The 12,730-nt window shown below is 58.9% G+C and carries 13 protein-coding genes; 12 read left to right on the forward strand and 1 reads right to left on the reverse strand.

Translation table 11 applies throughout. From position 1 onward, the window contains the following. Position 1: 1 nt before the first annotated feature. The 4 genes from QXU72_02445 to QXU72_02460 all read left to right on the forward strand — a co-directional run bounded on the left by QXU72_02445 (position 2) and on the right by QXU72_02460 (position 3,111). Complete coding sequence (locus tag QXU72_02445; protein MEM0494111.1) at positions 2 to 889, forward strand: ABC transporter permease; 888 nt, start codon at positions 2 to 4, stop codon at positions 887 to 889. A 65-nt stretch (positions 890 to 954) separates the two neighbouring features. Continuing rightward, positions 955 to 1,209: a creatininase family protein gene (locus QXU72_02450; protein MEM0494112.1), complete on the forward strand. Its 255-nt coding sequence runs from the start codon at positions 955 to 957 to the stop codon at positions 1,207 to 1,209. Positions 1,210 to 1,478: 269 nt separating this feature from the next. Next, on the forward strand, positions 1,479 to 1,661 hold the full coding sequence (locus QXU72_02455; protein ID MEM0494113.1) for a hypothetical protein: 183 nt from the start codon (positions 1,479 to 1,481) through the stop codon (positions 1,659 to 1,661). 148 nt (positions 1,662 to 1,809) lie between these two features. Continuing rightward, the gene (locus QXU72_02460; GenBank protein MEM0494114.1) at positions 1,810 to 3,111 is read left to right on the forward strand and encodes a DNA double-strand break repair nuclease NurA; all 1,302 of its coding nucleotides are present in this window, start codon (positions 1,810 to 1,812) and stop codon (positions 3,109 to 3,111) included. A 19-nt stretch (positions 3,112 to 3,130) separates the two neighbouring features. Here the strand turns inward: QXU72_02460 and QXU72_02465 are convergent, their stop codons facing one another. Continuing rightward, a complete protein-coding gene (locus tag QXU72_02465) occupies positions 3,131 to 3,502 on the reverse strand; it encodes a PaREP1 family protein (protein MEM0494115.1) in 372 nt (123 codons plus the stop codon). A gap of 130 nt (positions 3,503 to 3,632) precedes the next feature. On the opposite strand from QXU72_02465, the gene QXU72_02470 reads away from it, so the two are divergent. From QXU72_02470 to QXU72_02505, 8 genes are all read left to right on the forward strand, one after another. Beyond that, positions 3,633 to 5,273 carry an ATP-binding protein gene (locus tag QXU72_02470; GenBank protein MEM0494116.1) on the forward strand — a complete coding sequence of 547 codons (1,641 nt, stop codon included), beginning with the start codon at positions 3,633 to 3,635 and terminating at the stop codon, positions 5,271 to 5,273. Between the two features lie 4 nt (positions 5,274 to 5,277). After that, complete coding sequence (locus tag QXU72_02475) at positions 5,278 to 6,453, forward strand: DNA repair exonuclease (GenBank protein MEM0494117.1); 1,176 nt, start codon at positions 5,278 to 5,280, stop codon at positions 6,451 to 6,453. A 1-nt stretch (position 6,454) separates the two neighbouring features. Next, entirely contained in the window at positions 6,455 to 8,968 is a 2,514-nt protein-coding gene (locus QXU72_02480) for an SMC family ATPase (protein ID MEM0494118.1), read from the forward strand. A gap of 237 nt (positions 8,969 to 9,205) precedes the next feature. Next, entirely contained in the window at positions 9,206 to 9,997 is a 792-nt protein-coding gene (locus tag QXU72_02485; GenBank protein MEM0494119.1) for an ATP-binding cassette domain-containing protein, read from the forward strand. A 1-nt stretch (position 9,998) separates the two neighbouring features. Then, entirely contained in the window at positions 9,999 to 10,835 is an 837-nt protein-coding gene (locus QXU72_02490) for a hypothetical protein (protein MEM0494120.1), read from the forward strand. A 12-nt stretch (positions 10,836 to 10,847) separates the two neighbouring features. After that, positions 10,848 to 11,480 (forward strand): hypothetical protein, encoded by a 633-nt coding sequence (locus tag QXU72_02495; GenBank protein MEM0494121.1) that lies wholly within the window; start codon positions 10,848 to 10,850, stop codon positions 11,478 to 11,480. A gap of 203 nt (positions 11,481 to 11,683) precedes the next feature. Beyond that, positions 11,684 to 12,100 carry a hypothetical protein gene (locus tag QXU72_02500; protein MEM0494122.1) on the forward strand — a complete coding sequence of 139 codons (417 nt, stop codon included), beginning with the start codon at positions 11,684 to 11,686 and terminating at the stop codon, positions 12,098 to 12,100. 25 nt (positions 12,101 to 12,125) lie between these two features. Continuing rightward, positions 12,126 to 12,485 carry a MarR family transcriptional regulator gene (locus QXU72_02505; GenBank protein MEM0494123.1) on the forward strand — a complete coding sequence of 120 codons (360 nt, stop codon included), beginning with the start codon at positions 12,126 to 12,128 and terminating at the stop codon, positions 12,483 to 12,485. The last annotated feature ends 245 nt before the right edge of the window (positions 12,486 to 12,730 follow it).

Raw genomic sequence — 12,730 nt, forward strand, 5'->3', positions numbered from 1 at the left:
CATGCTTAGGCGCAATGTGAGCGTCAAAGAAGCCGCTCGCCGCTCGCTCGGCGGCCGTGGGCCTGCAACGCTGCTTAAGTCGCCGTCCATGGCCGTCCCGCTGGCTTACCTAGTCCTGCTAGTTGTGGTCACCGCTTTAGCCGACTACATAGCCCCCTACCACTACGCGCGGGGGGATCTTGCAGCGAGCCTTGAGCCCCCCTCACCCCAACATCCCCTGGGCACCGACCACCTCGGCCGCGACGTGTTGAGCAGGCTCATCTACGGAACGAGACCGCTCATCCAGGTGATATCCATCGTGCTGGCCGTATCGATCCCTCTCGGCGTGCTAATCGGTATTACGGCAGGCTACTATGGCGGTCTCTTTGACCTTGTCGTCTCGAGGGTTGTCGACGCACTCATGGTTTTCCCAACGATACTGATAGCCCTGTTCATCGTCGCCGTGCTCGGGCCGGGCCTAGAGAGCGTGGTCCTGGCGATCACTATCGCGGAGATCCCAACTTTCGCTCGCTTAACGAGAGCACTGGTACTCGTGGAGAAGGAGCTCACCTACGTTGAGGCCGCTAAGGCTTTGGGCGCCAGCTCGCCTGAGATAATCCTCCGCCACATCCTGCCCAGCATTGCCGGCCCCCTACTCGTACAAGCAACCTTCAGCGCGTCAACGGCGATCATGTGGGAGGCCGCCCTCAGCTTCCTCGGACTCGGGATTCAACCTCCAACCCCCAGCTGGGGTTTGATGATGTACGAAGCTAGGAGGTACTTCAGGACGCACCCCTACCTGATGATCTGGCCCGGCTTAGCCATCTTCGTGACGGTATTCATGCTGAACACGCTAGGTGAGAAGCTGAGGGACCTCCTCGACCCCAGAATGAAGCACGTAAGAGTGTAAAAGCTGAGTAAGTTATTTTTTCGAGCGAAACGTTCTTTCAACCGCTTCCCCGAGCGTGCTGTGAATTGGATCGAGCTTGCGTACCGGTCGGGTCGATCGAGGTTCACGGCCCCGTGCTCGATGGGCTCGTGATTTACAGCGTTGCTTCGGAGGCGAGTCGCCGCTCGCCGACCGCCCTCGTGCTCCCACCGCTTTACTACGCTTACGTCCCCGAGATCCGGTACTTCCCTGGGGTGATCTCCTTGAGCGGCTCAACCTCCCTGAAGCTCTTTGAAAGATCTGCGATGAGGTTTACAGGAACAGGTTTAAACGCATCCTGATCCTGAAGGGGCACGGTGGTAACAGGCGCCCCCCTGTTCGTAAGGGAGATGCAGGAGAAGGGGAAGCGATACCTGCTCTACGCCTGGGTAGAGCCGATGGAGGGCCTTGAGGATCTGGTCAGCGAGATGAGGGAGACCGAGCCGATCGGGCATGCCTGCGAGATCGAAACCAGCTTAGCGCTCCACCTCTTCCCCGCCTCTGCAGGCTCGAGTACGTGGAAGGCCCCGCCAAGCTCGGTCCAGCATAGATCGCGAGGAACGTCAGGACAATGGCCGATTGGATCTGCTACGCCATAAAGAGCTACGTCGGTGACCTGCGAGCGGCGACAGCTGAGAAGGGCAGAGACTCTTCGGGGGTGGTCTCACGGGCTGCGAAGCTGCTCGAGGAGATAAGGAGCGACCGGTTGTACGAGAAAGTGATGGACGACTACTACAGGCGTGCTGGTAAGTAACTGATCACGCAAACACCCCATCAGCAGCTCTTCTACAGAGTAGGCTCCGGCCCCCTCTTTCCGCTATTTTTGCGCAGGTACGATCTCCCGGTTACTTTCGAGGCAGTCTTAAGGCTACCTAAAATACCCCCGTGGATTGTATCACGCTGTGCCGCGCTTTGCTGATCTCTTCGTTGAGGAGGTTCGCAGGAAGAGGAGCGAGATTCTCCGAGTTGCAGCGGGTAGCGCTGATCTAGTGTCCCGGTACAGCGAGCTCGTGAGAGGCGTGTGGGTGGAGGGTGTTGAGGCGCGGAACGAGTTTGATGGAGTTTACGCGGTGGATAGCAGCAGCGACGAGATCGAGGTAGCTGGAGGAGGAGTTATCCTCTTCACCAGGGCTGTAGCACTCGGTGCGAACGGGAGGGAGCTGAGGAAGCTTAGAGTCGATGCACTCTTCCCTAAGAGCATCCGCGACTACGAGGACTTCAAGCGTCTTCTGAGGGAGCACCTTGAGCACGAAGTCGCCCTCGAGGCGGTGGAGGAGGGCGCCGATCTTGTGCTGCTTGACGGGTCCCTCTTCGGCAGGATGAGCCACGTCGTCAGGGAGCTGAGCGTTGATGGGAGGGAGGGCTTTTTGCTCGACTACGTGGAGACGTACGGGCAACTGCTCTCGAGAGCTGTTAGAAAAGGTGTTATCATCGCGGGGGTGAGTAAGGACTCGAGGTCGACGGTTCTAAAAGAGGAGCTCCTCCTATCCGAGCTGAGGAAGTGCCTCGAAGGCTGCCCAACCGGTCTGGCGGAGAAGGTTCTCGAACTGTGGGCGAGGCTGAGGAGGAGGCCGTCGCAGGTACTCGAGGAGGTTAGGAGGCTCGTGAGGGAGGGGCTTGACCCGAGGATCTACGAGCTGTTCGAGGAGGCAAAGAGTCCAGTGCCGGACTCGAAGCTCCTACTCTTAATGAACCTGGGGCCCGGTTTCACGGTACCGATTAGACTCACTCTGGAAAGAGTTCAAATGGGCGTTATCGAGGTGGCTCTAACCGAGGAAACTCGTCTCATAGCGCTGCTAGACGCGATTTTCGAGAAAGTGTCCGACGAGCTCGGCCCCAGGTTCGCTGAAAACGTTAACAGAGTGCTCGCAGCCCTGAGGAACTACCCCGCCGTTCTCGCAAGCTACGTGATTTTCTCTAGGGGTGATGACCCCGTGAGAGTCGATATCGCCGTCAACCGCGAGGATCTTGCAGCTAGCTCTTCTCGGTTTGTCAGCAGCCCACCGGATTCCTTCATCAGAGTTCTGCGGCAGCTAGCTTTCCTCTACTCGGGGAGGACGAGCTACAACGTGCTCCTCCTTGAGGCGGACAAGAGGGTCAGAGCGACTACTGAAACGCTCGACCTATACCACAAGCTCGCTATGAAAGAGCTCGGGGAACTTATCGTGCACTCGCGCGGCGAAAGGCGATACTTCGTACCCTAACAGCTGGTCGCGGCTTTGACTACTGCTTTGGCGGCCCTCGAGCTTCTCGCTCTAGCGCTTCGATTATGCTCTCCACCTTCTTGATAGCGTACTTGACCTCATCAGGCTGGTAAACCCCCTCGTAGAAAGCTTCCTCGTGAAGGGTCTTCATCAAGTCGCTGTAAAGTGCGCGGAGATCCTCACGCCCTATCTCCCTCAGCACGCGCCTCCTCTCTGAGTGGCTTCTCGGCACCAACCCCCTTATAGAGTGCACGTACTCGTTCACAGCGATGATAAGAGCTAGGAAGGCCTTGTCAGCCGCATTACGGTAGAGCAGGTAGTCTCGCAGCTTTTCAGCGCGCTCCAGCTCCTCACGCGCGTACCCTAAGATTTCCCTCGCTGTTTCGAACACCGCACCATTTCTTACCCAGCGGGCTCTTATAACGTTAGCTCGTCCCCGCCGCTGGCCTGCTCAAGTACCTACGGTATACTCAAAGCGATGCCTACTTATTCTTCGTCCGAGGCGAAACGTGGGGTTCATCTTGCCGGCGATCAGTGAGGCATTTCTCCATTCTTCAGGCGAGAGGCTGCTCCACTTGAGGCAGGTCGGCAGGATTGTAGAAGAAGCGACGCCGGACAGCTTCATCTTCGTTACTTCCAGGCGCGAGCACCCTCCAAAGTACGAGTACGTCGTAGTTCGATCCGTCGAGCCCGTGGGTGGGGAGGAGAGGGAGGTGCTGGTGCTGTGCCAGGTGAGGGGCGTCGTATCCCGGAGCTCAGCGTACAGCTCGAAGCTCGACGTGGAGACTCTAGAGCGCATCTACCAGGCCGGGATTGACGACGCGAACCTGCTTTGCCTGGCGAGGTCTCTCGGCTTCCTGGCGGAGGAGGATGGGCGTAAGGTCGTGCTCGCCCCGCGCCGCGCCTTCTACCCGGGAAACCCAGTCTACTTGGCTCCCGACGAGCTTGTGCGCGAGTTCTTCAGCTACCAGCCCGACGAGGGCATCCACATAGGGAGGCTCGTCTCGCGCAGGACGGTGGACGTCTACCTTTCCGTCAACGGCTTCAGGAGGCACGTTGCGGTTATCGCTCAGACTGGAGCTGGCAAGTCCTACACGGTGGGCGTCATCCTGGAGGAGCTGATGAGGCTTGGCGCTACAGTCGTCGTTATCGACCCGCACGCAGACTACGTTTTCCTCAGCAGGGACCGAGACATGCGGCGGCACGAGTACTCCAACAGAGTCGTGATCTTCAGGAACCCGAGCAGCATGGGCCGCTACGACCCCAGCCAGCTCGACAACGTGAGGGAGCTGACGGTCAAGTTCAGCGAGCTCTCCCCGGAGGCTGTGGCCAGGATAGCCGATATCCCCGAGAAGTGGACGAACGTGAGGAAGGCGATCAGGAGGGCGGTCGAAGAGCTGCGGAAGCAGGGAGACTACGAGCTTGAAGACTTACTTGAAGCGCTGAAGAGGATGTCGAACGGTAAGGGCGAAGAGGCCCGAAGCGCCGAGAGGGCTTACCAGAACCTCCTGAGGCTTAGGAAGGTCAAGGTGTTCGGAGCCTACACGACCTCGGTGAAGGATGAGGTCCTCAAGCCGGGCCAGATCAGCGTGCTCGACCTCTCCGGCTTGAACGACTCGAGCCAGGACTACATTGCGAGCTGGGTGCTTGAGGAAGTATTCCGGTTGAGGCAGACGGGTGAGTTCCCGTGGCCGGTCTTCGTCGTTATTGAGGAGGCTCATCGCTTCGTGCCTGCGGCGAGCCTGGAGAGGCGCACGATGTCCTCCTCAATCATCGAGACGATCGCGTCGGAGGGGAGGAAGTTCGGCGTCTTCCTAATCCTGGTGACGCAGAGGCCGAGCAGGATCGACGCGGACGCGCTCAGCCAGTGCAACAGCCAGATTATCCTGAGGATCACGAACCCTCATGACCAGCGCGCTGTGGCGGAAGCAAGCGAGAGGCTCGGCGAGGAGCTTATGCGGGACCTGCCTGGGCTGAACGTCGGGGAAGCCATTATCGTCGGGGAGCTTACTAGAGTTCCCGTGATCATCAAGGTCAGGAGGAGGTTAACGAGGGAGGGTGGCGCAGACATCGACCTGGTTAGCGAGCTAAGGAGAGCGAGAGAGTCCCTGAACCTCGCGCCCACGTGCTACGGAGCGGGCGGCCTCCTCTCCGAGGTGTGAAGCCGTGACCGTGATCAGAGTTCTCCATACGGCGGACAACCACGTAGACCCCAAGCTGACTTTCCTCGGCCCTAAGTCTCTCGAGAGGAGAAGGGACTTCATGGATGCTTTCCGCCGCGTCGTCGAGTATGCGGTTGAGAGAAAGCCGCACCTGTTCTTGGTGTCGGGCGACCTCTTCGACTCCGTGAACCCGAGGAACCCTCCGAGGACGCAGGTGATCAGGGCGTTCAGGAGGCTCCACTCGGAGGGAGTTAGGGTCTTCCTGATAGCTGGGAACCACGACATGCCGCGAAGCGTGGAGGAGGGCATGTCTCCTCTCCACGAGGTGGAGGCTTCAGGGTACGCGAGGTTCTTCTCCTCGGTGAGCAGACCCGAGGTAGAGCACGTCAGTATTGATGGGGTCGACGTGGCCGTGGTCGGGCTCTCCTTCAACCCTGAGGTCCCTCCGGACGAGAACCCGCTCAGGTTCCTAGGTGCGAAGCTACCTGTGGAAGGGGATATCAACATCGCGATGCTTCACTACAATCTCGCGGGCGTCAAGGCCCCTGCAGCCTGGAGGGCTCCGACGATCGCTAGAGAGGATGTCCCGGACGGCTACATCTACGTGGCTCTCGGGCACGTGCACTCGCGCACGGTGATCAATCTCGGCAGTGTGATCTTCGCGTACCCTGGCAGTACGGAGAGGAGAAGCTTCAACGAGGAGGGGGATCCGGTGAAGGGCTTTCTCTGGGCGGAGCTGCCGCTCGGCGGGAAGCCCAAGGTCGAGTTCGTAGAAGTTCCCACCAGGCCCATGAGAACAGTGAGCGTGGAGCTACCCCCGGCTGTCGAGGACCCTATAGGCCACGTACTGCAGAGCGTGCCCGCCGCTGACCCCCAGCTGCTGCTCAGGCTTTCTGTGAGGGGTAGGCTGCCGCTCGCTAAGCTAGGTAGGTACAGCCGAGCAGCACTGCTGAGGCACTTGGAGAGGCTTTTCTTCTACGTGGTGATCGACGACTCCGAGCTCCGGTGCGAGATCCAGCCTGCGGGTTCCCCCTCTCTCGAGGCTAAGAGTCCGATAGAGGCTTTCCGAGAGGAGTTGGAGGAGCGCCTAAAGAGCTCTCAGTCCCAGGAGGAGAGGGAGGCCCTCACGCTCGCTCTGAAGATAGGTGTCCAGAAGCTAGAGGAAGCTGGAGGGTGGTAGCTTGGTCAAGCTGGTCAGCCTCAAGGCGGAGAACTTCCGCCGTCTCAGCTTGAAAGAGCCTCTCGAGTTTCCCGACGGCCTGGTAGTGATCCGCGGCAGGAACGAGGCCGGGAAGTCAACGATCCTCGAGGCCATCCTCTTCGGCATTTATGGTGATTTCCGCATTCCCGCTGCGCTGAGGGGCGGCCGCCAGGGGCTTGAGAGCGTTGTAAACCACAGGTCGAGCCGTGCAAGAGTCGAGGTGGTTTTCGAAGCTGGTGGTAAGCGCTACAAGGTCGAGCGGATAGTTGAGGGTGGCGCTGAAGGGGGACGCCAGGTAGATGCGAAGCTTGTAGAGCTTGATGGCGCCGGGGGGAGGTTGATCGCTACGGGAGTGACGAAGGTTAACGAGCTTGTGCAGAAACTTCTCAGGGTTTCGTGGCGAGAGATGCTGGCGACCAACGTGATCGCGCAGAAGGATCTCGAGCGTATTCTAAGGATGGATAGGAGCGACCGCGAGCGGGTGATCAACATGATGATGGGCTTCGAGAGCTACAACAAGGCTATCGAGAAGCTATCCGAAGAGGCGGGAAACTTGCAGCGCGACCTGGATTACTCGAGAGAGAATGAGAAGATGCTGGAAGAGAACATCAAGATGCTTGAGGAGAAAGCCGAGAAGCTAGCTGGGTGGAGGACCTGGCTACAGAGAATCGAGGAGAAGCTTCCTCAGCTCGAGCTCGCCCTAAGCCGTGAGAGGGCAGCTTACGAGTACCTAGTTGAGCTCGAGACGGCTCTCAGGCGCAGGCGCGAGCTCAAGCTGCGGCTCGAGTCGCTGCGCCGGGTGAGAGAGGAGCAGATCGCCAGGCTTGAGGAGGCTAGGGCGCGCTACAGCAGGGCTCTCGCAGATCTAGAGTCGCGGCAGAGGGAGGCAGTAGAGCTCGCGCCTGCCCTGGAGCATGCTGAGCGCGAGTTGAGCGAGGCTGAGAGCGAGGTTAGGCGTCTCGTCGAGCTTAGGTCGAAGGTCGAGGAGCTTTGGGACAGCTACCGCTTAGCCGAGCGCGAGCTGGAGAGTCTGAGGGGCAGGATCGCGAGCCTCAAGGAGAGAGTGGGGAGGAGGAGCTCGCTAGAGGCGGAGGTGGGGAGCGCGAGAGCTTCTCTCGCTAGTGTCGAGAGCGCTATGAGCTCCATCCGCTTACCTGCGTGGAGCTTGGCTGGGGCTGTTTCCGCTGCGGTCGCTTCAGCTCTGCTCGGCCTCTTCCTTCACCCTGCGGCGCTTGCAGGTGCTTCACTGGCTCTAGTTGCACTGTTTGCCGGTTTTCAGGTGAAGCAGCAGAAGCTCCGGCTTCTCGGAGAGAAGCGCTCCGAGCTTAGGGAGAGAATCTCTCTCCTGGATGCCGAGCTCCGGAACATCGAGAGAGACGAGAAAGAGCTAGAGGCCTTGAAAACCGGTGAGCAGAGCTTGTTGGAGAGGCTGAGAAGGGTAAAGTCTCAGCTAGCTATGGTGGCGGGGAGCGCCGGCCTTGAAGGTGACTTTGAGAGTCTGGCGGGAGCTGTAGCTGAGCGCTTGAGAGCGGCCGAGGAGAGGAAGGCTGAGGCTTTCAGGAAGCGGAACGAGCTGAGCGAGAAGCGCTCAAACCTGTACGCAGTTATAGAGGCGCTCAAGAGAGAAGTATCGAGGCTTGAGAGCGAGATTAGTAGCGCTCAGGCGAGGTTGACGGAGCTAGCTTCTCTCGAGCGCGAGCTGGTGGAAGAGCTTTCGGGCGTCGCGGTGCCGGAGCCTCCTCCCGGGGTCGATGGGGTGCTGCACCCTCCAGTGGAGGATGACCTGGATGCAATCACGTCCATGAGGCGAGAACGCGAGGAGCGCTACAGGCGTGCGAATGCAGAGCTCGAGAAAGCGAAGGCTGAGGCTGGGAGTCTCAGGAGGCAGATCGAGGAGGCTGAGAGGGAGCTGCAGCAGCTGCCTAAGCTAAAAGCTGAGCTGGAGGAGGTCAGGGAGAGGACCCGGAAGCTGGAGCTCGAGCTGAAGGCGAGGAGGTCTGCCATAGACGCGATGAAGAAGGTGGCTGAGCGCAGGAGAGCCATTTTCGCCCCGAGCGTCGAGAGCAACATGAGCTGGATCGTTTCATACATCACGGGCGGCAGGTACAAGGCGGTGCGCGTAGATCCTCAAACCTACGACGTGGAAGTCTACGATGCGGAGGCAGGCAGGTGGATGCGCCGCGACATCTACAGCGGGGGGACTAACGACCAGTTCCTTCTCGCTATGAGGATCGCGTTTATCCTCTCGCTCCTCCCCGCTGCTAAGGGGACTTACCCGAGGTTTCTCTTTCTTGACGAGCCGCTCGGCTCCTCTGACTCCGAGAGGCGTAGCAGGATCATCGAGCTGCTGAGCAGGGAGCTCACCCGCTTCTTCGACCAGATCTTCCTTATCACGCACGTGGAGATCGACGAGCCGCCGGGCTCCACGATCATCGAGTTGGATGACGGTAAGCCGGTGAGAATCTACGCCACGGGTTCTGTAGAAGCCGAGTAGCGCCACTCACTGAGAAACTTTCTCCTCGTCGGCGGGAACTCGCGGCATGCCGCGAATCATTGAATGGTGCTGCGGGTCGCGGAGCTTCAAGAGATAGTAGGTGGGCGGATGGTTTTCGCGCTTACCCGCCTGCGAGCGTGCGGAGAAGCATCCTCTACTGCAAGTCCATCAATGTCTTTCTCTTAATTTAAGAGAAATTCCAGGCTTTAAATACACTAAATGACGGAAAATTAACGTATGATCGAGCTGGGAGAACTTCGGGTATCTTACGGCCGGGGAGAAGTTGTGAAAGGCGTGTCGACAGTCTTCAACAGCAAGCACATCGTTCTAGGTCCGAACGGGCACGGGAAAACCACGCTGTTTAAAGCGATAGCGGGATTAGTGCCCTACAAGGGTGAAGTTGTCATTGAGGGGATCTCCCTCGCCAAGTTGGGAGAAGGAGTTGGGCTGCTGGCCGTCAACCTACCTGAAGTCTACAAGCTGGTTCCAGTTACCGCTTGGGAGACAGCCCGACTGTACTCCGACATTATGGATGTGGATCTCGCGCTCGTTGAGCATATGCTATCAGAGCTCGGCATCTCTAGGAAGGATCTCGAGAAAAAGAAGATGTGGGAGCTCTCGGCCGGAATGCTGAAGGCTTACTGCACAGCGCTTGCAGTAGCGAGCGGCGCCAAGAACGTCTTGCTCGACGAGCCTTTCGAGCAGCTCGACCCTGCGAGGAAAGGGCGTCTCACCCAGACACTGGAGCGCTACAGCGGAACACTGGTGCTGAACACCCACGAGACGTGGATTCTTAACCGTTTCCCCGACTGGCACGTCCACGTCATGGTGGACGGCCGCCTCTACGGCCCTGCTCCAGCGGGGAAGCTGGCGTCTGCTAAGATAGCGACTGGCGCTGTGGAGCAAGCGCTTCTCAGAGTGCCGATAGGGGACACGACCGTGAGTTTTGTTGAGACGGGGTCTGGCGAGCCTATCTCAAGCCTCCTAACTCTAGACAGGCTGTACGACACTGTGCTGAGGGGTGGTTGAGGTGACGCGCTACCTGATCTACAAGTTCAAGGGCCTCGCGACAAGCAGGAGCGTACTCTTCTGGGGCATCGGCTTCATGCTGTTCTGGGCCGTCATGTGGGTTTACGTATTCCTCCAAGTGAAAGAACCCCTACCACCCCGCGAAGTACTCGAGCAGGTTCTCAAAATAACAGCAGCGCTCAGCTACTCGTACCTCGGCGTGCTCTCAATGTCCTCAGTCGCAATCGGGTTAACTCAGGACAAGCTCGTCTCCTCCAGCGCTTCAGCCTTTGTCGTACGTTTCTCGCGGCTCACTTCTCTCAGGCTCCTCCTCGAAGATTTCATCGCGGGAGTCGCGGCAGTAACCTTTTACGCTTTAGCCACTATAGCGGCTGTAACAGGGCTAATGTACTCTAGATTCAGCATTCTCCTACTTCCCGAGAAGCCGGTGGAGCTCTTCGCTTACATAGTATTGGCCGGCGTCGAGTGGTACTGGTTTAGCTACTTCCTCTGCACAGCTATGCTTGCGTTGAGAAAGCCCAGGTCTCAGCTGTTAGGAATGCTACCTCTGATGCTCGGCTTCAGCATCTACGCGACGCTCTGGCTAGATCCCGGGGAAGTGGTCTACGCGCTGCCTGTAGCCCCATTGGCCCCTCTAGTCGTCAGCTCCGCATCAGGCGTTGATGCTGCAGCGGGAGGGTGGCTCTCCTATCAGCCTTGGCGGGGCTCTAGCGCGATTACAGTCGTAGAGCCGCTGCCAGCCCTGATCTCGACCTTCGCATGGATACTCTTACTCGCCTTGGCATCCCTCCTCCTGGCTAAGAGGATTACCGGAATCCCAGTAGAAGAAGTATCTTAACAGGTGAGAGACATGAGGGCGGAAGACTCTGAACTGAGCGATGCGGTTGCGCTAGCTGATCTAGCTCGGAGGATGAGAAGGTACTTCCTAACGGTCCAAACGGCTTACGCGTTCCTCTTCAACGCCACGATAATTTGCGCCTACTGGCTGGCGGTGATATCCTTGGCTTTCCTGTTCGACCTTGTCGAGCCGCTTCTGTTCTGGGTGGCCGCCCTCATCATCCTTATACCAGTTGTGCTCCTAGCTGCCTACGTGAGTGGGGTTGCCTCCCCGAGTGCCACTTCCCAGGTCTGGAGGACTCGAGGCAAGTACTTCGGGCTGTTCTTCGCCGTGCCTTTCGTCATCACGTATTCCATGCGCCTGCCACCGTACATGTACTCCATAGCTTGGTACCCTGCGCTCGCGGTCTCACTGCTCCTCGTACACGTCTTCATCGAGAGAGAATCCTACCGGCGTGGCGAAGTCCTGGCTATGCCCTTCCTCATCTCATCGGTACTTACGCTGCTGACCTCCCCTCTCATCATCGTCATAATTAACAAGTCGCCACTCGCCGCTTGGACGCTAGCTCTATCCCTCATGCTCACCAGCTACACTTCCGCCGCCTTCATAGCACTATACAAAGCTAGAAGGGCTCTAGTGGGTTAGGATGGTTCCGCGCCAGTTCACTTCCCCCTTCACTGGCTTAGGCCTTCGGGCCCGCCTTGCTGCCTCCGCGAGAGTAGGAAAGAGCTGAGGGCGAGGCTGGAGGAGCGGGTTGAGAGGCGCGGCGCGGAGCTCCAGCAGCTCTTCGGCGAGTACGGTTTGGGTGTTGACGCGCGGAAGCTGCTGCGCAGCGCGGTGAGGGATCTGTGTTCTTCAGCCTGCCTCGCAGCCCGCTGAGCTGGTACGGCTCGCTGATCGAGGAGGTTAGGGAGGGCTTGGAGGGAGCTGGGGACGAGGTTTGGGAGGAGCTGATGCTCCACTACAGCACTGCTATCGTGGTGAGGGGCTCTACAGCTTGGGTGAAGGTGGGCTACCCTCCCTCAAGGCTCTACACCGCCAAGTTCAGGAGAAGCGTGAGCGTGGCTGAAGCTGTAGTGGCGCCGGTGGCGAGGTACCTCATCCCTCCAGGAGAGGTGAAGGTCGTCATGGAGGGTGCTTCCACTTTCCAGGCGGGCACGGGAGGAGGCTATGCCGCGCCGAAAACCCTCAAGCTTTTCCTCCTATCTTTTCCTCTGCGTGCTCTAGGGGCTGGTGCAGCGCAGCGGTGTTGCCGCGCGGGGTGAAGGTTTAAAACGCGGGCTAAAGCCGGTGAGCGTGGTGTTCTGGGTTAGGATGGAGGAGCTCTCTGGGCTCCTGCACGAGGTTGACTCGGATCTGCTCAACCCCAAAAGGTTCGCGATTGTAAGCCTCCTTTACGCGATCGGGCCGATGAGCCTCAGGGAGCTAAGGCAAACTCTCAACCTCACGTGGGGGGACCTGGACAGCAACATACGCAGGCTCCACGAGAAGGGTTACATACGCCTCTGGAGGGGGCTCGGCAGCGGCCCCCGAATCCTAGAAGTGAAAACGGAGCTCACCGAAGCTGGGATCCGGGAGTACGAGAAGCTAGCTCAGCAGCTAAGCGCAGTCCTGCGGAAGGTGGAAGAAGCCAAGAAGCAGGCCTGTTAGCAGCAACCAGAGCGGTCCAGCTCGAGTGCTACGCTGATGCTGTGGCGAGACATTATTCAAGCTGCTAGGCATACTGCGAAAGCGGTGCTACCCATACTTTCCCCTCGTCAGTGCCCTCTACAGGGAGGCTTTCGAAACACCTAGAGCAGGCTCCGCCCTCTTTCTTCTCCACCTGGATTAGAGTGCAACCGCCGGGTGTGCAGCGCGAAGCTTAATATCACTGTAAGGCCGAAACTTCCCCGTAT

It is taken from the genome of Thermofilum sp., from assembly GCA_038741495.1.
Taxonomy (GTDB): domain Archaea; phylum Thermoproteota; class Thermoprotei; order Thermofilales; family Thermofilaceae; genus Thermofilum.